General features: G+C 72.3%; 17 protein-coding genes. 6 read left to right on the top strand and 11 right to left on the bottom strand.

The genetic code is table 11. From position 1 onward, the window contains the following. Positions 1 to 37: 37 nt before the first annotated feature. On the bottom strand, positions 38 to 2,143 hold the full coding sequence (gene uvrC, locus J2S58_RS02330; protein WP_205255395.1) for an excinuclease ABC subunit UvrC: 2,106 nt from the start codon (positions 2,141 to 2,143) through the stop codon (positions 38 to 40). 229 nt (positions 2,144 to 2,372) lie between these two features. On the opposite strand from uvrC, the gene glgX reads away from it, so the two are divergent. From glgX to J2S58_RS02305, 5 genes are all read left to right on the top strand, one after another. Continuing rightward, complete coding sequence (gene glgX / locus J2S58_RS02325) at positions 2,373 to 4,688, top strand: glycogen debranching protein GlgX (protein ID WP_205255394.1); 2,316 nt, start codon at positions 2,373 to 2,375, stop codon at positions 4,686 to 4,688. 89 nt (positions 4,689 to 4,777) lie between these two features. Next, on the top strand, positions 4,778 to 7,063 hold the full coding sequence (gene treY / locus J2S58_RS02320; RefSeq protein ID WP_205255393.1) for a malto-oligosyltrehalose synthase: 2,286 nt from the start codon (positions 4,778 to 4,780) through the stop codon (positions 7,061 to 7,063). A gap of 80 nt (positions 7,064 to 7,143) precedes the next feature. Then, complete coding sequence (treZ, locus tag J2S58_RS02315) at positions 7,144 to 8,928, top strand: malto-oligosyltrehalose trehalohydrolase (RefSeq protein ID WP_205255392.1); 1,785 nt, start codon at positions 7,144 to 7,146, stop codon at positions 8,926 to 8,928. 72 nt (positions 8,929 to 9,000) lie between these two features. Further along, complete coding sequence (locus tag J2S58_RS02310; protein ID WP_205255391.1) at positions 9,001 to 9,375, top strand: hypothetical protein; 375 nt, start codon at positions 9,001 to 9,003, stop codon at positions 9,373 to 9,375. After that, positions 9,372 to 10,910: a cryptochrome/photolyase family protein gene (locus J2S58_RS02305; protein WP_205255390.1), complete on the top strand. Its 1,539-nt coding sequence runs from the start codon at positions 9,372 to 9,374 to the stop codon at positions 10,908 to 10,910. Before J2S58_RS02310 ends, J2S58_RS02305 begins: the two co-directional genes overlap by 4 nt. Positions 10,911 to 10,922: 12 nt before the next feature. Here J2S58_RS02305 and J2S58_RS02300 read toward each other — a convergent pair whose 3' ends face one another. Next, the gene (locus J2S58_RS02300; RefSeq protein WP_205255389.1) at positions 10,923 to 11,309 is read right to left on the bottom strand and encodes an SRPBCC family protein; all 387 of its coding nucleotides are present in this window, start codon (positions 11,307 to 11,309) and stop codon (positions 10,923 to 10,925) included. Then, positions 11,309 to 11,977, bottom strand: coding sequence for an HAD family hydrolase (locus J2S58_RS02295; protein WP_370881848.1), 669 nt, complete (start codon positions 11,975 to 11,977; stop codon positions 11,309 to 11,311). The genes J2S58_RS02300 and J2S58_RS02295 overlap by 1 nt, the downstream gene beginning before the upstream one ends. 219 nt (positions 11,978 to 12,196) lie before the next feature. On the opposite strand from J2S58_RS02295, the gene J2S58_RS02290 reads away from it, so the two are divergent. Beyond that, the gene (locus J2S58_RS02290) at positions 12,197 to 13,021 is read left to right on the top strand and encodes a PAC2 family protein (protein ID WP_205255432.1); all 825 of its coding nucleotides are present in this window, start codon (positions 12,197 to 12,199) and stop codon (positions 13,019 to 13,021) included. Positions 13,022 to 13,082: 61 nt separating this feature from the next. Here the strand turns inward: J2S58_RS02290 and J2S58_RS02285 are convergent, their stop codons facing one another. From J2S58_RS02285 to J2S58_RS02250, 8 genes are all read right to left on the bottom strand, one after another. Beyond that, positions 13,083 to 13,331, bottom strand: a complete 249-nt coding sequence (locus tag J2S58_RS02285) for a DUF4287 domain-containing protein (RefSeq protein ID WP_205255388.1) — start codon at positions 13,329 to 13,331, stop codon at positions 13,083 to 13,085. Between the two features lie 72 nt (positions 13,332 to 13,403). Next, entirely contained in the window at positions 13,404 to 14,621 is a 1,218-nt protein-coding gene (gene mshC / locus J2S58_RS02280) for a cysteine--1-D-myo-inosityl 2-amino-2-deoxy-alpha-D-glucopyranoside ligase (RefSeq protein WP_205255387.1), read from the bottom strand. 25 nt (positions 14,622 to 14,646) lie between these two features. Continuing rightward, positions 14,647 to 15,453, bottom strand: a complete 807-nt coding sequence (locus J2S58_RS02275; protein WP_205255386.1) for a M10 family metallopeptidase domain-containing protein — start codon at positions 15,451 to 15,453, stop codon at positions 14,647 to 14,649. Then, on the bottom strand, positions 15,438 to 16,343 hold the full coding sequence (locus J2S58_RS02270; protein ID WP_306826259.1) for an SCO1664 family protein: 906 nt from the start codon (positions 16,341 to 16,343) through the stop codon (positions 15,438 to 15,440). The genes J2S58_RS02275 and J2S58_RS02270 overlap by 16 nt, the downstream gene beginning before the upstream one ends. Continuing rightward, complete coding sequence (locus J2S58_RS02265; protein ID WP_205255385.1) at positions 16,330 to 16,893, bottom strand: DUF3090 domain-containing protein; 564 nt, start codon at positions 16,891 to 16,893, stop codon at positions 16,330 to 16,332. Before J2S58_RS02265 ends, J2S58_RS02270 begins: the two co-directional genes overlap by 14 nt. 60 nt (positions 16,894 to 16,953) lie before the next feature. Continuing rightward, positions 16,954 to 17,754: a histidine phosphatase family protein gene (locus J2S58_RS02260; RefSeq protein WP_344469975.1), complete on the bottom strand. Its 801-nt coding sequence runs from the start codon at positions 17,752 to 17,754 to the stop codon at positions 16,954 to 16,956. Between the two features lie 90 nt (positions 17,755 to 17,844). After that, positions 17,845 to 18,672, bottom strand: coding sequence for an undecaprenyl-diphosphate phosphatase (locus J2S58_RS02255; protein WP_205255384.1), 828 nt, complete (start codon positions 18,670 to 18,672; stop codon positions 17,845 to 17,847). Further along, positions 18,669 to 19,730, bottom strand: coding sequence for an LLM class flavin-dependent oxidoreductase (locus J2S58_RS02250; RefSeq protein WP_205255383.1), 1,062 nt, complete (start codon positions 19,728 to 19,730; stop codon positions 18,669 to 18,671). The genes J2S58_RS02255 and J2S58_RS02250 overlap by 4 nt, the downstream gene beginning before the upstream one ends. Positions 19,731 to 19,754: the final 24 nt, after the last annotated feature.

The raw sequence follows: 19,754 nt of genomic DNA, 5'->3' as shown, positions 1-19,754 counted from the left end.
TCATGGGTCGAGACGCTAACCCGCGGTGGCGTCGCGGTCACGCTTTTGCCGCGATCGGCGGAGCCGCGGCATCGGGGTCGGCCGAGGGCGGCGTGGCCCCGGGACCGAGCGCCTTCACCACGCCCTCCGCGGTGCGGCGACCGAAGCCCGGGACGGCCATCACGTCCTCGACGGTGGCCCGGCGGATGGCGGCGACGGAGCCGAAGTGCTTGATCAGGGCGGTGCGGCGGGTCTCCCCGAGCCCGGGCACCGAGTCCAGCGCGGACACCGTCATGGACGACGACCGCTTGGCCCGGTGGTAGGTGATGGCGAAGCGGTGGGCCTCGTCCCGCAGGCGTTGCAGCAGGTAGAGCGCCTCGCTGGTCCGCGGGAAGATCACCGGGAATTCCTGTTCGGGGACCCAGACCTCCTCGAGCCGCTTGGCCAGGCCGCACACGGTGACGTCGACGATGCCCAGCTCCGCGAGCTGCGCCGCGGCCGCGTTGACCTGGGGCGCGCCGCCGTCGACCACCAGCAACTGGGGCGGGTAGGCGAAACGGCGGATCCGCCCGGTGTTCGGATCGATGGCGGGCGGCACGTTCGAGGTCGGCGCCTCGGGGACCGGCCCGGAGGTGAGCGGGGCGGACGGACCTGCGGTCTCCTCGGGGGCCTCCTCCAGCGCGCCCTTGCCCGCGGCCCCGTGGGTGAAGCGGCGCCGGACGACCTCGGCGATGGACGCGACGTCGTCGCCGGGGCGGTCACGGATGGCGAACCGTCGGTAGTCGCTGCGCTTGGCCAGCCCGTCCTCGAAGACGACCAGCGAAGCGACCACGTTGGTGCCCTGCACGTGCGAGATGTCGATGCACTCGATGCGCAGCGGGGCGCTCTCCATCTCCAGCATCTCGCCCAGCTCGGCCAACGCCGCGGACCGGGCGGTCAGGTCGCTGGCCCGCTTGAGCCGGTGCTGGGCCAGCGCCTCGGCGGCGTTGCGGGTCACCGTCTCGGCCAGGGCGCGCTTGTCCCCGCGCCGGGGCACCCGCAGCGACACCCGGGATCCGTGCAGGCCCGACAGCCAGGCATCCAGATCCTCCGCGCCACCGGCGTCGGCCTCCGGGTCGGCCGGCTCCGTGCCGGCGCGTTCGCGGGTCAGGCTTCCGGGCAGGGCCGGGACCAGGATCTCCCGGGGGACCGCGGCGGCTCCCTCGTCGTCGGCCCGTGAGCCGTAGAACTGCAGCAGGAAGTTCTCCACCAGGTCGCCGAGCCGGGACTCGTGGTCGTCGGCCGGCTCCGCCACGTCGACGATCCAGCCGCGCTGCCCGCGCACCCGGCCGCCGCGCACGTGGAAGACCTGCACCGAGGCCAGCAGGTCGTCCGAGGCGATGCCCACCACGTCCGCGTCGGTGCCGTCACCCAGCACCACCGCCTGCTTCTCCACGGCACGGCGCAGCGCACCCAGGTCGTCCCGGAGGCGCGCGGCCCGTTCGAAGTCCAGGTCGGCCGAGGCGGCCGCCATCTCCCGGTCCAGCCGGCGCATCAGGCCGTCGGCCTTGCCCGCCATGAAGTCGCAGAACTGCTCGACGATGTCCCGGTGCTCCTCGGGGCTGACCTGCCCGGTGCACGGGGCGGAGCACTTCCCGATGTACCCCAGCAGGCACGGCCGGCCGATCTGCTGCGAGCGGCGGAACACCCCGGCCGAGCACGTCCGCGCGGGGAACACCCGCAGCAGCAGGTCGAGGGTCTCCCGGATCGCCCAGGCGTGGGCGTAGGGGCCGAAGTAGCGAACCCCCTTGCGGTGCGGGCCACGCATCACCTGCAGCCGCGGGAACTCCTCCCCCACGGTCACCGCGAGCTCGGGGTAGGACTTGTCGTCGCGGTACCGGACGTTGAAGCGCGGGTCGAACTCCTTGATCCAGTTGTATTCCAGCTGCAGCGCCTCGACCTCGGTGGAGACGACGGTCCACTGCACGGAGGTGGCGGTCGTCACCATCTGGGCCGTGCGCGGGTGCAGGCCGGACAGATCGGCGAAGTAGGAGTTCAGCCGGGAACGCAGGCTCTTGGCCTTGCCGACGTAGATGACACGGCTCTGCGCATCGCTGAATCGGTACACACCAGGGGATTCCGGGATCGAACCCGGCGCCGGTCGGTACGTCGAGGGGTCGGCCACACAGCGAGGGTAATGCGCACCCACCGACAGTCGGCCCGACCGCGGGCCGGGCCGCAGTCGTGGGCCGCGGGACCCGGTGTCGGTGGCCTGCGGTTAGATAGAACCCGTCCGGTCGGGGTACCTCCGACCCGGGGAGGCGCATCGCGCCGGCCCCCGACACGCAGATGTGATGGCGCGCCCAGCAGGTGGCGTGCCGCCCCTGCACGCTGAGAAACCAAGGAGCATCTTCATGGAGGTCTGGCCGGGAACCGCCTACCCGCTGGGCGCGACCTACGACGGGACCGGCACCAACTTCGCGATCTTCAGCGAGGTGGCCGAGAAGGTCGAACTGGTGCTGATCGGTGAGCGCGGCAAGGAGACCCGCATCCCGATGCCCGAGGTCGACGGATACGTCTGGCACTGCTACATCCCCGTCGTGGGCCCGGGCCAGCGGTACGGCTACCGCGTGCACGGCCCCAACGACCCCGCGTCCGGGACACGGTGCAACCCCAACAAGCTGTTGCTCGACCCGTACGCCAAGGCCGTGTCCGGCCAGATCGACTGGGACCCGTCGCTGTTCTCCTACAACCTGGGTGACCCGGACTCGGTGAACAACGACGACTCGGGCCGCCACATGATGTACGGCGTCGTGATCAACCCGTTCTTCGACTGGACGGGCGATCGGCAGCCCCGCACGCCGTACCACGAGACGGTCATCTACGAGGCGCACGTCAAGGGCCTGACCGAGCTGCACCCGGAGATCCCGGAGGCGCAGCGCGGCACCTACGCCGGTGTCACCCACCCCGCCGTCATCGACCACCTGACCCGCCTCGGCGTCACCGCGCTCGAGCTGATGCCGGTCCACCAGTTCGTGAACGACAGCACCCTGATGGACAAGGGCCTGTCGAACTACTGGGGCTACAACACCATCGGCTTCTTCGCCCCGCAGAACACCTACGGCGCCTTCGGCGACCGCGGGCAGCAGGTGCAGGAGTTCAAGGCCATGGTCAAGGCCATGCACGCCGCGGGAATCGAGGTCATCCTCGACGTGGTCTACAACCACACCGCCGAGGGCAACCACCTGGGCCCCACGCTGTCGTTCCGGGGTATCGACAACGCGGCCTACTACCGCCTGGTCGAGGACGACAAGCAGTTCTACATGGACTACACCGGCACCGGGAACTCGCTGAACGTCCGGCATCCGCACTCCCTGCAGCTGCTCATGGACTCGCTGCGGTACTGGGTGACCGAGATGCACGTGGACGGCTTCCGCTTCGACCTCGCGGCCACGTTGGCCCGCGAGTTCTACGACGTGGACCGGCTCTCCACCTTCTTCGAGCTCGTCCAGCAGGACCCGATCGTCTCCCAGGTCAAGCTCATCGCCGAGCCGTGGGACATCGGCCCCGGCGGGTACCAGGTCGGCAACTTCCCGCCCCAGTGGACCGAGTGGAACGGCAAGTACCGCGACACCGTCCGCGACTTCTGGCGGGGTGAGCCGGCCACCCTGGGTGAGTTCGCCTCGCGGCTCACCGGCTCGGCCGACCTGTACGAGTACTCCGGTCGCCGTCCGGTCGCGTCGATCAACTTCGTCACCGCGCACGACGGCTTCACCATGGCCGACCTCGTCTCGTACAACGAGAAGCACAACGAGGCCAACGGTGAGGACAACAACGACGGCGAATCGCACAACCGGTCCTGGAACTGCGGCGTCGAGGGCCCGACCGACGATCCCGAGATCGTCACGATGCGCCAGCGCCAGCAGCGGAACTTCCTGGCCACCCTGATGCTCTCGCAGGGCGTGCCGATGATCGCCCACGGCGATGAGCTGGGCCGCACCCAGCAGGGCAACAACAACACCTACTGCCAGGACTCCGAGCTGTCCTGGATCGACTGGAGCAACGCCGACGAGGCGCTCATCGAGTTCACCGCCTCGGTCAACCGGCTGCGTGCGCAGCACCCGACGTTCCGTCGCCGCCGGTTCTTCGACGGCCGCCCGGTGGCCCGAGGCGAGGGCGAGCCGCTGCCCGACATCGCCTGGATCACCCCCGCCGGCGAGGTGATGACCCCGGAGGACTGGGATTCCGGGTTCGGCCGATCGGTCGGGGTGTTCCTCAACGGCAACGGCATCCGCGGCATGGACCGCCGCGGCAGCCGGGTGGTCGACGACTCGTTCCTCATGCTGTTCAGCGCGCACGACCAGCCGCTGGACTTCACCCTGCCGCACGAGGAGTACGGCACGGCCTGGCGCCTGGTCATCGACACCGCCGGCGTGCCCGAGCACATCGAGCCGTTGCCGGCCGGAGCCTCGGTGACCGTGGCCGACAAGGGTCTGGTCGTGCTGCAGGCCGTCATGGCCGTCGACACCCCGGTCGCCTCGGGTGCGCCCGCCGCCGCAGCCGTGCCGACCGTCGCGCCGGTGCCGGTGGCCACCCAGGTCGCGCTGCACGAGCAGCCGCCCACCGGTGAGCCGGTGAACGCCGATCCCCTGCCGGACGATCTGAGCCCCAGCCCGGCCGCGGCCGGCGCGACGATGGATCCGGACGACGGGACCCAGGGCCAGAGCTGACCGTCGTGACCCGCCACTCCCTGCCGATCCGCTCCGTTCAGTCCGACCCGCCGGCGCTGCAGCGCGCCGGCGGGAGAGGTGGTCCCGCCATGAAGATCCCTGTGTCCACCTACCGGTTGCAGATCACCGAGTCGTTCGATCTGCACGCCGCGGCCGCCCTGGTGCCGCAGATCGCCCGCCTCGGTGCCGACTGGGTCTACCTGTCGCCGATCCTGCAGGCGGAGGAGGGCTCGGAGCACGGCTACGACGTCACCGACCACTCCCGGGTCGACGTGTCCCGGGGCGGGTCGGCCGGGTTGGCGGCCGTGGCGCAGGCGGCGCACGCGGCCGGTCTCGGCGTGCTCGCGGACATCGTCCCCAACCACGTCGGCGTGGCCACCGCCGCGCAGTCGGTGTGGTGGTGGGACGTGCTGACCCACGGTCGGGGGTCCCGGTACGCCGAAGCGTTCGACATCGACTGGGCTGCCGGCGACGGGCGGCTCCGGCTGCCCGTCCTCGGCGACGGCCCGGACGAGCTGGACGAGCTCGTGGTCAAGGACGGGGAGCTGCACTACTACGACAACCGCTACCCCATCGCGGCCGGGACCGGCGGCGGGACGGCGAAGCAGGTGCACGACCGGCAGGCCTACGAGCTGGTCAGCTGGCGCCGGGCCGACGCCGAGCTGAACTACCGTCGGTTCTTCGCGGTGACCACCCTCGCCGGGATCCGGGTCGAACTGCCCGCCGTGTTCGACGAGTCGCACGCCGAGATCAAGCGGTGGATCGACGAGGGCCTTATCGACGGGCTGCGCATCGACCACCCGGACGGCCTGTACGACCCGGGTGCCTACCTGGACCGTCTGGCCCAGCTGACCGGGGGCCGGTACGTGCTGGTCGAGAAGATCATCGAGGGCGACGAGACCGTCCCGGCCTCCTGGGCCACCGCCGGCACCACCGGCTACGAGGCACTGGCCGCGCTGGACCGGGTGCTCGTCGACCCGGCCGGTCAGGAGGCGCTGGACCTGCTGGACACCGATCTGCGCGGCGGCCTGGTCGTCGACTGGGGCCGGATGACCCGCAGCACCAAGCGTGCGGTCGCCGACGGCATCCTGCGCTCGGAGGTCCTGCGCCTCGCGCGCCTGGTGCCGGACATCGAGGGGGCCGACGACGCGATCGCCGAGCTGTTGTCCTCGTTCAGCGTCTACCGCACCTACCTGCCGCTGGGCGAGCAGTACCTGGACGAGGCGCTGGCCTTCGCCACCGCCACTCGCCCAGATCTGGCCGACACGCTGCGACAGGTGTCCGAGCGGCTCCGGGAGATCGGCACCGAGTTCAGCACCCGCTTTCAGCAGACCTCCGGCATGGTCATGGCCAAGGGTGTGGAGGACTGCGCCTTCTACCGGTGGACCCGGCTCACCTCCCTTACCGAGGTGGGCGCCGACCCGGCCGAGTTCTCCCTGCCCCCGCAGGAGTTCCACCGGGTGCAGATCGAGCGCGGCCGGCGCAGCCCGTACGCGATGACCACGATGACCACCCACGACACCAAGCGCAGTGAGGACACCCGGGCACGGATCTCTGTGGTCGCCGAGATCGCCGCCGACTGGAGCGCCGACGTCCGGCAGTGGCTGGCCTGGGCACCCCTGGCCGACGGCCCGCTCGCCAACCTGCTCTTCCAGGCGGCGGTCGGCGCCTGGCCGATCGAGCGCGAGCGCCTGCACGCCTACGCGGAGAAGGCCTCCCGCGAGGCCGGCAACTCCACCGCGTGGATCGACGGCGACGAGGACTTCGAGAAGACCATGCACGCCCTGGTCGACGCGATCTACGACCACCCGCGGCTGCACGCCGCGGTGCTGCGCACGGTCGACCGGCTCGCCGGTCCCGGGCGGGTCAACGGGCTGACCGCCAAACTCGTCCAGCTCACCTCGACCGGTGTGCCGGACGTCTACCAGGGCAGTGAGCTGTGGGAGCGGTCGCTGGTCGATCCGGACAACCGGCGCCCGGTGGACCACCCACTGCGCGCCGAGCTGCTCACCCGGATCGACGGCGGCTGGGTGCCCCCCGTCGACGAGGAGGGCGCGGCCAAGCTCCTGGTCACCACCCGGGCCCTGCACCTGCGTCGGGACCGCCCCGAGCTGTTCACCGGGTACACCCCGATCACCGCGTCGGGCCCGGCCGCCGATCACCTGCTCGGCTTCGACCGCGGTGGCGCGATCACCCTGGCCACCCGGTTGCCGGTCGGACTGGAGCGGGTCGGCGGGTGGTCCGGCACCACCGTCGAGCTGTCGGCGGACCTGACCGACGTGCTCACCGGTCGGGAGCTGGCCGGGGGAACCACCGAGGTGGGCGAGCTCTTCGCGCACTACCCGGTGGCCCTGCTCGCCCCCACCGAGCGCTGACCCCTCCCCGCCACCCGTCCGTCATCCCGCCGCCCGTCAACCCGCCGCCTGCAAGGGTCCGGCAGTTCCGAAGGAGCACCATGTCCCGACCGTTCCGCGTGTGGGCCCCCCGGGCCGACACCGTCACCCTCGTCCTGGACGGGGCGACCGTGGACGGCGCCCGCCACGAGGTCCCCATGACCGGTTCGGCCGACGGGTGGTGGGCGGCGCAGGTGGGTGCCGACGTGGTCGCCGACGGGGCTGAGGTCGACTACGGGTTCCGGCTCGACGACGCCGACACCGTCCTGCCGGATCCGCGCTCGCGGCGGCAACCGGCGGGCGTGCACCAGCTGTCCCGCACCTACGACCCGGCCGCGCATGCGTGGCAGGACACCGCCTGGACCGGGCGGCAGCTGGCCGGCGGGCTGATCTACGAGATGCACATCGGCACCTTCACCCCGCAGGGCACCTTCGACGCGGCCATCGACAAGCTCGACCACCTCGTCGGGCTCGGGGTGACCCTGGTGGAGATCCTGCCCGTCAACGCATTCAACGGCGAGCACAACTGGGGCTACGACGGGGTTCTCTGGTTCGCCGTGCAGGAGCAGTACGGCGGCCCGGCCGGCTACCAGCGGTTCGTCGACGCCTGCCACGCCGCCGGTCTCGGCGTCATCCAGGACGTGGTCTACAACCACCTGGGCGCGAGCGGGAACTACCTCCCGTCCTACGGCCCCTACCTGCACGACGACGGCCGCGGGAACACCTGGGGCGACTCGGTGAACCTGGACGGTCCCGACTCCGGCGAGGTGCGCCGATTCATCCTGGACAACGTCACGATGTGGCTGCGCGACCACCACGTCGACGGCCTCCGACTGGACGCCGTGCACGCGCTGCAGGACCACTCGGCGGTCCACCTGCTCGAGGAGATGGCGCAGGAGGTGGCTGCGCTGTCCGCCCACCTCGGCCGCCCGCTCACGCTGATCGCCGAGTCGGACCTGAACGACCCCAAGCTCATCACCCCCCGCGAGGCCGGCGGCTACGGGCTCACCGCGCAGTGGAACGACGACTTCCACCACGTCCTGCACGTCGCCCTCACCGGTGAGACGGTCGGCTACTACAGCGATTTCGGGTCCATGGAGGCCATCGCCAAGGTGGTGACCGAGGGCTTCTTCCACAACGGGACCTGGTCCAGCTTCCGGGGGCGCAAGCACGGCCGCCGGATCGACCCGTCCACCCTGCAGGCCTGGCGGTTCGTCGGCTACCTGCAGGACCACGACCAGATCGGCAACCGCGCGGCGGGTGACCGGATCAGCGACAAGCTGACCTCCTCCGACCTCTTCGTCGGTGCCGTGCTCGTCCTCACCGGCCCGTTCACCCCGATGCTCTTCATGGGCGAGGAGTGGGCGGCGTCCACCCCGTGGCAGTTCTTCACCTCCCACCCCGAGCCCGAACTGGGCGAGGCCACCGCCAAGGGCCGACTCGCCGAGTTCGCCGAGATGGGCTGGGACCCGGACACGGTGCCCAACCCCCAGGACCCGGAGACCTTCACCCGCTCGAAGCTGAACTGGTCGGAGACCACCGAGCCCGGCCATGCCGACCTGCTCGACCTCTACCGCCGGCTGGCCGCCCTCCGCCGGGCCCGCCCGGAGCTCACCGATCCGCGGTTCACCGAGGTCAGCGCGCAGTGGGACGACGACCAACGCTGGCTGGTCATCGACCGGTCCGGGGTGCGGATCGCGGTCAACCTGAGCACCTCGACCCGGACCGTGCCGCTGCGGGCACCGGCGGGCGACCTCCTGCTGGCCACCGACGACGCCATCAGCGTGCAGGGCTCGTCGGTCACCCTGCCCGCCAACACCGCCGCGGTGATCGCCCCGGTCGGCTGACCCCGCCCGCCGACCCGCCTCCGGATCGGGCCCGCCACCAGGCCCGATCCGGTCATGGGTGATGATCGGAGCATGCCTGTGTCCACCACCGTCGTGGGATCCCTGACCGCCGCCTACGGAGTCCTCGAGCTCCTGAAGCCCGACCTGCTCGCGAAGCAGACGAGGATGGCGGGTACGCACCCGATCATCGCCCGGCGCCTGCGCACCGTCGGCCGGGTCCTGGGTGTCCGAGACGTCGTCAGCGGGTCCGTCCTCGCCGCCGCCTCCACCCCCCGCGCCCGACGGATCGCCACCGCCGCCCGTGTCGTCTTCGATCTCGGCGACGGCATCGTCCTGGCCTCGACACTCCCGGCCCCCGCGCCGAAGGGGAAGATCCTCGCCGTCACCGGAGGGTGGGCGGCGTTGTCCCTGCTCGCCCTGGTCGCCGCCGAGCGCCTCGAGTCGTGAGTGGTCAGGTCGCGAGCGCCGATCCGGGCACCCGCTGGCTGTTCGGCGACCAACTGGGACCGCACTTCCTGGACGCCGCCGACCAGCCGGTCCTGATGATCGAGTCCCGGCGGGTCTTCGCCCGGCGGCGGTTCCACCGCCAGAAGGCCCATCTGGTGCTGTCGGCCATGCGGCACCGGGCCGCCGAGCTCGGTGACCGCTGCACCTACGTCAGGGCCGACACGTACGCCGAGGCCGTCACCGCCGCGCAGGCCGACGGGGTCGACCTCTCGGTGTGCCAGCCGACGTCGTTCGCCGCCGTGCGGCTCGTCGAGCGACTCGACGACGTCCGGATGCTGCCCGCCCGGGGATTCGCCACCTCCCGGGACGAGTTCACCGACTGGGCCGGCGGGCGGAAGTCGAAGTCCCTGCTCATGGAGGACTTCTACCGGCTCGCCCGCAAGCGGCTGGGTGTGCTGATGGACGGCGACGACCCGGTGCAGGGTCGGTGGAACTTCGACGCCGAGAATCGCGGCGGCCCGCCGAAGCCGGCGGAGCGGGTGCAGCGCGACGGCGCCGGCGTGCTGGACGTGCCGCCGCCGTGGTGGCCCGAGGAGGACGAGATCGACGCCGAGGTGCGTGCCGACCTGGATCGCTGGGCGGCCGACGGCGACGTCACCTTCATCGGAGACGACGGGCCCCGACTGTTCCCGGCCACCGCCGCCGAGGCGCAGAGCGCCCTGGGCCGTTTCCTGGACGGGCGGTTGTCCGCGTTCGGCCGGTACGAGGACGCGATGCTCGCCGACGACCCGTGGATGGCGCACTCCCTGCTGTCCTCCTCGCTCAACCTGGGTCTGCTGGATCCGGTGGACGTGGTGCACACCGCCGAGCAGGCCTACCGCGCCGGCGACGCGCCGATCGAGGCGGTGGAGGGCTTCGTCCGGCAGGTGATCGGCTGGCGCGACTACATGTGGAACCTGTACTGGCACCTGGGGGACGACTACCGGCACGGCAACGAGCTGCAGGCCCGTGAACCGCTGCCGGCCTGGTTCGCGGATCTGGACGCCGACGCCGTGCAGGCCCGGTGCCTGTCCTCGATCCTGCGCGACGTCCGGCAGCACGGCTGGGTGCACCACATCCCGCGGCTGATGGTGCTGGGCAACTATGGCCTGCAGCGCGGCTGGCGCCCCGATCAGCTCACCGACTGGTTCCACCGGGCGTTCGTGGACGGGTACGACTGGGTGATGGTGCCCAATGTGGTGGGCATGTCGCAGTACGCGGACGGCGGGCGGATCACCACCAAGCCGTATGCGGGCGGCGGCGCGTACATCAACCGGATGAGCGACTACTGCAAGCCCTGCGCCTACTCCCCCACGGTCCGGGTCGGCGAGAAGGCCTGCCCGTTCACCGCGGGGTACTGGTGGTTCCTGAACCGGCACCGGGACGGTCTGTCCGGCAACTTCCGGATGAAGCAGCCGCTGATGGGGTTGACCCGGCTGTCCGATCTGGAGGCGCTGGTCGAGCAGGAGGACGAACGGGGCTCCCGGGCGCCCTGAGTCCGGCCGCGCTCAGCGGCGGACGAGCCGGTTGAGCGCGATCTGCGCGAGCGGAGCGTAGGCCAGGACGAGCGGCGCCGGACCGTGCACCCGCAGGGCGGTCCGGCTGCCGTCGCCGTCCGGCTGCACCAGATGGTCCAGGGTGAGGACGACGCCCAGCGGCAGGTGCACCTTCCAGGCCCAGCGGCGGCGGTCGTCGTCCACGGACAGCACCGTGAAGGGGAACGAGACCCCCGGCAGGCTGAACACCCGGCCGGTGCTGCCGGATCGCAGTACCGGGTCGGAGCTCTCGGCCCGCCGGATCTGCGGCGACCATCCGGGCCAGCGGGCGGGTTCGACGTACCGGATCCACACGGTGTCGGCCGGGGCGTCGCCGTGCGCGGTGAGCAATCGGTGCATCAGGACTGCACCCCGACCCAGTCCCCGGCGCCGAACTCGGCGTGGATGGTCCGCAGCGACCCGGCCGTCATGGAGACCAGGGTCGGGGCGAAGGCCCGGGCCGGTCCCGGTGGCACCGGCACCTCGGAGGGCACGACGAGAACGGCAACGCCGGCAAGTTCGGCGGCCCGGGTGCCGGTGGGCGAATCCTCCACGGCCAGGCTGTTCGGGGCGGCCACGTCGAGCAGTTCCATGGCCCGCAGGTACGGGTCCGGGTGCGGCTTGCCCCGGGCGACCTCGTCCCCGCAGACGGTGACGTCGAAGTTGTCCCGACCCAGGGTCTCCAACGCGATCTCGACGAGCGAGCGGTAGGTCGCGGTGACCAGCGCGGTGGCCAACCCGGCGGCCCGGACGTCGGCGAGCAGCTCGCGGGCGCCCGGCCGCCACGGCATGCCGGCCCGGAACACCTCCCCGGTCAACTCCATCAAGCGGGCGGTGGACGCGGCCGCGTCGCGCTCGATGCCCAGATCGGCGTGCAGCAGCGCGATGGCCGGCCCGATGGGTTTGCCGACCATCGCCGCCCGGGCCTGCGCGGACATCGTCCCGCCCAGCTCCACGGCCAACCGCTCGAGGGCGATCGTCCAGAGCTTCTCCGAGTCGGTGAGCGTGCCGTCCATGTCGAAGAGCACCGCCCGCAGCGGGACACGCCCGGGGTCGCGGCTCATCCGCGGATCGGGGACGTCGGGTCGGCGGACGTCGTCAGGCAGCTCACCCGCCCAGCCTAGTGGGGGCCCGGTGGCCGATCGGGTCCCCCGCCCGGGTCGCCGGGTCGCGGGGTGACCGAGGGCCCGACCCGCCCGACGTAGGCTGGTCGGGTGAGTGAGGCTCCTGCACTGCGGAATCCGGTGATGATCGCCGCGTTCGAAGGGTGGAACGACGCGGGGGACGCGGCGACCTCCGCGGTCGAACAACTCTCGCTGACCTGGGACGCGGTTCCCCTGGGCGAACTGGATCCCGAGGGCTACTACGACTTCCAGGTCTCCCGACCGACGGTGAAGCTGGTGGACGGGGTGACCCGGACCATCGAGTGGCCCACCACCCGGATGTCGGTGTGTCGACTGCCGCAGGCCGCCTGCGACGTGATCCTCGTGCACGGCATCGAGCCGAACTTCCGGTGGAAGGCGTTCTGCGCGGAGCTGCTGCAGGTCGTGACCGACCACAACGTGACCACCGTGATCAGCCTGGGGGCACTGCTGGCCGACGTGCCGCACACCCGACCCGTCCAGGTCACCGGGTCCGCGCACGACGAGGCCACCGCCGAGCGGCTGGGCCTGACCCGGTCCACCTACGAGGGTCCGACGGGCATCTCGGGTGTCTTCCAGGATCTGTGCGTACAGGCCGGCATCCCCGCGGTGTCGTTCTGGGCCTCCGTGCCGCACTACGTCTCGCAGGCGCCCTCGCCGAAGGCGACGCTGGCCCTGCTGCACCGGGTCGAGGAGATCCTCGACGTCGAGGTGCCGCTGGGTGCGTTGCCGGAGCAGGCCACCGAGTGGGAGGCGGAGGTCTCCCAGATCGCCGCCGAGGACGAGGAGATCACCGAGTACATCCGGTCGCTGGAGGAACGCGAGGAGGCCGACGAGCCGCCGCTCGAGCCCGCGTCCGGCGAGTCCATCGCCGCCGAGTTCGAGCGCTATCTCCGCCGGCGCGGGCCCCGTCCCGACGGGCGCCGCTGATCCCGTTCGCCCGCGCGCGACCGTCCACACGCACCGCGCTGACCGGGCGCCGGCTCGCCGATCAGGCGAGAGAGCTGCGCACGTAGGCCACGACCGCGTTGGCGTGGCCGTGACCCATCCCGTGTTCGCTCTTCAGCCAGGACACCACGGCCATGTGGGGCTCGACGGCCAGCCTCTCGGCGGCGAGGTCCAGCCACTCCTGGATCGGCCGGCCATGGGTCTTCTCGATGCCGGCGAAGTACGAGGCCGGCCCCGTCGGTCGGCTGCCGTCGGCCGGCGGTTCGGGTGCCGTCACGCGGGGCGTCGTCATGACGGGACGATAGCGCCGCAGACCGACGGCGTCCCGTCGGTGGGTCCGCCGAGCGCTGCGCTGCCTTGCGGCTCAGCGCAGGTCGAGCCCCAGCAGGGCGTCGGCAGCGGTGGCGACGAGGTCGCCGTCCAGCGCGTCGTCGGCGGCCCACCGGTCGAGAACCGCCAGTGCGCGCGGGGTGTCGAGGTCGTCGGCCAGCGCGGCGCGCAGCTCGGCCACCACGGCCTCGGCCCCGCCCCCGGTACGGGTGGCGGCGGACCGCCAGCGGGCGACCCGTTCCTGGGCCTGCACGAGCAGCTCGTCGGACCAGTCGCGGTCCACGCGGTAGTGCCCGCTGATCAGCGCAGCCCGCAGGGCGACCTGGTCGACCCCGTGCGCCCGGAGCCGGGAGACGAAGACCAGGTTGCCGCGGGACTTCGACATCTTCTCGCCGGCCAGGCCGATCATCGCCGCGTGCGAGTAGTGGTGGGCGAACGGGTGCTCGCCGGTCAGGGTCTCCGCGTGCGCGGCGGAGCACTCGTGGTGCGGGAAGACGAGATCGCTGCCCCCGCCCTGCAGATCGATGGTGTCGCCGAGGTAGTTGCCCGCGATCACCGCGCACTCGACGTGCCAGCCGGGCCGGCCCCGGCCGACCGGTGACTCCCAGGCCGGCTCGCCGGGCCGCTCCACCCGCCACAGCAGCGGATCCAGCGGCGCACGCTTCCCGGCGCGGTCGGGGTCGCCGCCGCGCTCGGCGGACAGGGCCAGCATGGTCGGCAGGTCGTAGCGGGACTCGTACCCGAACCGGGGGGCGGCGGTCAGGTCGTAGTAGACGTCGGGGTACTCGTCGCCGTCGAGCCGGTAGGCGGCCCCGGAGCGCAGCAGGGTGTCGACGGCGGCGGAGATCTCGTCCATCGCCTCCACGGCGCCGACGTAGTGCTTCGGCGGGATGACGCGCAGCCCGACCATGTCGTCGCGGAAGAGCTGGATCTCCCGGTCGGCGAGCTTGCGCCACGGCACCCCGTCGCGCTCGGCCCGCTCCAGCAGCGGGTCGTCGATGTCGGTGATGTTCTGCGCGTAGTCGACCTGGTGGCCGGCGTCGAGCCACATGCGGTGCACGAGGTCGAACGCGAGGTAGGTCGCGGCGTGGCCGAGGTGGGTGGCGTCGTACGGGGTGATGCCGCAGACGTACATCGTCGCGGTCGGGCCGGGTGCGGTGGCGCACACCGCATCCCGCGCATGGTCGTACAGGTTCAGGGTGACCGGGGAACCCGGGACGGACGGGACGGAGGGCGGGTTCCAGGACAGCACGACGCGAGCCTACTGCGCCGGTGGACTACTCCTCGTGACGCGACGCGGACGGCCCGACACCGGACTCGCGGACGCCCGGCAGGACGTGGCGGTTGGCCTGCAGGACGGCGCCCTGCCACGGCCGCAGATCGCTCCCGCGCACGCGATCGGGCGGCGAGGACGACGGGAACATGAGGTTCTGCACGTCGCGGTGGTGCGGCAGGTTGAGGGCGTGGCCGAGTTCGTGGACGAGCACGGTCTCGTCGTAGGCGTCCGGTCGTCCGGCGTCGAACAGCGGCGCCTGGGCGATCACCCAGTCGGCATTGATGCCCAGCGAACAGCCCGTGGTGAAGCCGGCGATGTCGCGCACCACGATCACGGTGACCGGGGCGCCCACCAGGGTGATCTCCTTGGCCGGGACGGCGAGGTGCCGGCGGTAGAACTCGGTGCGGCCCAGGACGTCGTCGAGCAGCAGGGCCCGGTTCGCCCGGGGGTCCAGCGCCGGGGTGGGAGCGGGCTCGGTGATCGTGTCGACCGCGGTGACCCGCACCCGGATCCCGACCTCGCGGAGCACCTCGTCCGCCCGGTCCAGGGACGGCTGCACGGCGGCGGGCGTGGTCAGGGCGGTGCCGCCCTCGTCGGACAGGATCAACACCCGGACGCGCAGGGTGGCCGGTCCGGTGCGTTCTCCGCCGACCAGATCGGCGGCGGCCTCCCCCAGCCGGGCGACCCCGCTCGTCAGGTCGGCGGCGGCCGCGGTCGCGGTGCGGGTGAGGGTGCGGACGGCGCCGAACGCGGCCCGTCCGGCGAGGTCCAGCGGACCCCGGCGCGGCGGCGTCACAGGGGCGGCCACGGGATCGGCGAGCGGTTCTGCGGGGCGTGCGGGAACACCGGGTTGTCCACCAGGGCGGCGAGACGCCGTCCCAGTGCACGCTTCTCGCCCCGGGTGATCAGGCCGTCGAGCTCGCGACCCAGCTCACCGGTGAGCTGTTCGCGCAGCGCGTGCACACCGGCCAGCACCGGTTCCGGGAGATCCCGACCGGCCCACCCCCAGAGGATGGTGCGGAGCTTGTCCTCGTGGTGCAGACACAGTCCGTGGTCCACGCCGAGCACCCGCCCGTCGGGCAGCGGCAGGATGTGCGCGCCCTTGCGGTCGGCGTTGTTGACGACGAGGTCGAACCCGGCCAGCAGGGCCAGCCCGTCGACGTCGGCATGGGCCAGCACGACGGGATCGCCGTCGTTGTCCCGGGCCCGCAGGACGGGGAGCCAGCCGGCGGGCATCCGGCCGGCGGGGACGAGATCCACGATGTCGTCCGGGTCGGCGTCTGGGATCCACTGCTGGACCATGCCGCTACCGAACGGGCCGGGACGCAGCAGGGTCAGCGGCACGCAGTGCCAGCCGGCCGCCGCGGAGATCAGGTAGGAGGCGTACTCCCGCTCGGCCAGGGTGCCGTCCGGGAAGTCCCACAGCGGCCGCTCGCCGCGGGTTGGCTTGTAGATGCAGGGCACGGAGACGCCGTTGAGCTCGGCCTGCCCCAGCAGGGTCAGGTTGGACGCGTCGGACATCCGGCCGTCGACCTCAATCTCACCCTCGGTGAGCACGATCCGGACGACCTCCGGGTCGAGATCGGGCGCGTGGACGGTGATCTCGACCGGCTCGTCGGAGTAGGTGCCCTCGTCGCCGAGGTCTTCCTCGTCCCCCGGGCCGTTCGCGTCGGCAGGTGTCGGGTCAGCCGAGGACACCGCGGTGGTACCCGTTCAGTCGGGGGCAGATGTGCCCCTCCGGATCGAGCGGGTTCGCGCACAGCGGGCACGGCGGGCGGCCGGCCGCGACGAGGCGCCCGGCCAGGTCGGCGAACTGCTGCGCCTCGGCGAGGGACAGGAAGACCCGCAGGGCGTCCGGGCCGTCCTCCCGGTCCTCCAGCACGACGTCCTCACCGACCTCCTCCTCGGAGATCGCGAGCAGCTCGACGATGACCTGGGAGCCTTCGCCGTCCCAGGCCAGGCCCATGGTGCCCACCCGGAACTCGGCGTCGACCGGGGTGCTGAGCATCGCGGCGGTGGCATCGGCGCCGGCGACCGGGTCGACCTGGGCGCCGAAGCGCTTGCCGACCTCGGTGATCAGCGTGCCCAACCGGTCGGCGAGGACGGCGACCTGCTGCTTCTCGCAGGAGACGGAGAGCACGCGGCGACCGTCGACCACCTGGAGGTAGAACTCACGTTCTCCGGGTTGGCCGATGGTCCCGGCGAGGAATCGCTCGGGGGAACGGAAGATGTGAACCTGACGGGCCATGACTCTCTCAGCCTAACCATCGGATCGGATCGTCGTGGTGCCGTGGGTGGGTGCGCCCGGTCACCGGGTCGTCCCCCCGGGCACCGCGTCGGACGGGTCGGCCACCGCCGGTTCCGAGTCCTGACCGCCCGCCGCGACCGGTTCGGGCGGCGGCGGCCGCAGGAAGCCGAGGTCACCGGTGTCGTTGACCCGCTCGACGAACGGGCGCAGCGGGGTGTACCGGATCACCGACACCGAGGCCGGGTTGACCACGATGCGCTGGAACGCGTCCAGGTGCATGCCCAGCGCGTCGGCCAGGATCGCCTTGATCACGTCGCCGTGCGAGCAGACCACCAGGCACCGGCCCTGACCGGGGACGGCGGCCGCGCGGGCGGCCGCCCCGGACATCAGCGGGGCGTCGGGACCCGGGACGACCGGGGAGTCGTCGGCCGCGGGCCGGTCCGGGTCACCCAGGGCCCAGTCGCGGACGGCGGCAACGGTGCGGGCGGAGACCTGGGCGAGTCCCTCCCCGTCCGGGAAGACCGCCGCGGACGGGTGTTGCTGGACGGTGCGCCAGAGCGGCTCGTCACCCAGGTCCTTCAGGGCCCGGCCGGTCCAGGAGCCGTAGTCGACCTCGGCGAGCCGGTCGTCGATCTGCACGGGGAGGCCGAGCGCCTCGGCCAGCGGGGCCAGGGTCTGCCGGCAGCGGTCCATCGGGGAGCTGACCAGGGCGTCGACCCGCACCCCGGCGAGCCGGCCGGCCACCGCGGCGGCCTGCGCGGTGCCGGTGTCGTCGAGGTTCACCCCGGCGCTGCGCCCGGCCAGGATGCCCGCGGTGTTGGCGGTCGAGCGGCCGTGCCGGATGAGGATGACGGTGGTGATCACCGGGGGTGCAGCCGCGGGCGGGTCACCGGCGGGGGTGGCGGGGGTCGTCTGGGGTGCACTCACGGGGCCAGTGTGCCCGCCCGCGGCTCAGGTCGCGGCCAGGGCCCCGGTGGACAGGGCGATGATCAGGCCGACACCCAGTGCCCAGCGGTACCAGACGAACACCCGGATGGTGTGCCGGGAGACGAAGCGGAGCATCCAGCCGACGGTGAAGTAGGCGACGACGAAGCTGACCACCGTGCCGACCAACGTCGGCACGAGACCGACTCCCCCGCTCAGTGCCTCCGGTGTCTCCAGGACGGCCGCGCCGGCCAGGGCCGGGATGCCGAGCAGGAACCCCAGCCGGGTCACCTCGGCCCGCTTGTAGCCGAGCATCAGACCGGCCGAGATCGTCGCGCCGGACCGCGAGACACCCGGGATCAGCGCGAGGGTCTGCGCGACGCCGATGATCACGACGTCGCGCAGGGTGAGGTCCTGCTCGCGGCGGTTCTGCTTGGCCACCGCCTCGGCGACGAGCATCACGAAGCCCCAGACGATGAGCCCCGCGGCCACCACCCAGAGCGACCGCAGCGGTCCCTTGATCAGATCGCGGGCGAACAACCCGACCAGCACGATCGGCACCGACCCGATGATCGTCAGCCAGGCCATCCGGTAGTCGTCCACCCGCCGGGCCGCCGGGTCGCGCAGGCCGCGGAACCAGGCGACGGCGAGCCGGACGATGTCCCTGCGCAGGTAGAGGATCAACGCCGCGATGGCGCCGACCTGGATGACGGCGATGAACGAGGTGATCGACGGGTCGTCGATGGTCAGCCCCATCATCTTGGCCACCACGGTCTGGTGCCCCGTCGAGGACACCGGGAGGAACTCGGTGAGGCCCTCCACGATGCCCAGGATGATCGCTTGGAAGATCGTCACGCCAGGACTCCGACTCGTTCGGCTGTCTCCAGCACGGTTCTCAGGGTGGTGATGCGGGCGGCGGGATCGGCGTCGAACACGCCCAGGGTGACCTCGTCGATGCCGGCGTCCCGGTAGGCCAGGAGCCGCTCGCCGATCTCCCCGGGTGGGCCGAGCAGGCTGGTCGAGCGGAGGAACTCCAGCGGGACGGCAGCCGCCGCACCGGCGTGGTCACGGCTCAGGTACCGGTCCTGCACGGTGGCCACCGCATCCCCGTGACCCATGGTCGCGGCCAGCCGGGCGTAGACGTTGCCGGTCCGCGAGCCCATGCCCCCGAGGTAGAGCGCGGCGTGTCCCCGGACGCGGTCCGCGGCGGTCGCGACGTCCGGGCCGAGTGCGACGGAGACCTGTGCGCACAGGTCGACCGCACCCGGGGGTCGGCCGGCGGCGGCCGCGGCGGCACGGATGGCGTGGACGGCGCCGCCGGGGGCCGCGGCGTGCGCGGGGTCGACGAACAGGCCCAGCCAGCCGTCCGCGATCTCCCCGGTGAGCGCGAGGTTGGCCGGGCCCAGGGCGGCCAGGTAGACGGGCACCTCGGGGCGCACGGGGCGCAGGGACAGCAGCAGCGACTTGCCGGGGCCGTCGGGCAGCGGGAGCGTGAAGTGCTCGCCGTCCGCGACGACCCGCCGGCGACCCAACGCCTGCCGGACGATGCCGATGTACTCCCGGGTCCGGCCGATGGGGTCGGCGTACCGGACGCCGTGCCAGCCCTCCGACACCTGCGCGCCGGAGACGCCCAGTCCGAGCGAGAACCGCCCGTCGGACAACGCGTCCAGGGTGGCCGCCGTCATCGCGGTCATCGCGGGGGTGCGACCGGGGATCTGGAGGACGGCCGACCCGATGCCGATCCGGCGGGTGCGGGCGGCCACCGCGGTGAGCACGCTGACCGCGTCGCTTCCGTAGGCCTCGGCGGCCCAGACGGTGGCGTAGCCGAACTCGTCGGCGGCCTGCGCGAGGGCCAGGTTGTCGGCCAGCTCGGCGGCGGTGGTGGCGTAGCCGATGCCCACTCCCAGTCGCACGTGGCATCTCCCTGCGGTCACGAT

Origin of the sequence: Nakamurella flavida (genome assembly GCF_030811475.1) — a bacterium.
In the GTDB taxonomy this organism is placed as follows: Bacteria; Actinomycetota; Actinomycetes; order Mycobacteriales; family Nakamurellaceae; genus Nakamurella; species Nakamurella flavida.
This window is presented reverse-complemented; position numbering and strand designations above follow the sequence as displayed.

Coding starts and splice junctions, on each gene's coding strand:
- glgX (WP_205255394.1), top strand. CDS start 2,373: ATGGAGGTCTGGCCGGGAACCGCCTACCCGCTGGGCGCGACCTACGAC.
- treY (WP_205255393.1), top strand. CDS start 4,778: ATGAAGATCCCTGTGTCCACCTACCGGTTGCAGATCACCGAGTCGTTC.
- treZ (WP_205255392.1), top strand. CDS start 7,144: ATGTCCCGACCGTTCCGCGTGTGGGCCCCCCGGGCCGACACCGTCACC.
- J2S58_RS02310 (WP_205255391.1), top strand. CDS start 9,001: ATGCCTGTGTCCACCACCGTCGTGGGATCCCTGACCGCCGCCTACGGA.
- J2S58_RS02300 (WP_205255389.1), bottom strand. CDS start 11,309: ATGCACCGATTGCTCACCGCGCACGGCGACGCCCCGGCCGACACCGTG.
- J2S58_RS02290 (WP_205255432.1), top strand. CDS start 12,197: ATGATCGCCGCGTTCGAAGGGTGGAACGACGCGGGGGACGCGGCGACC.
- J2S58_RS02285 (WP_205255388.1), bottom strand. CDS start 13,331: ATGACGACGCCCCGCGTGACGGCACCCGAACCGCCGGCCGACGGCAGC.
- J2S58_RS02265 (WP_205255385.1), bottom strand. CDS start 16,893: ATGGCCCGTCAGGTTCACATCTTCCGTTCCCCCGAGCGATTCCTCGCC.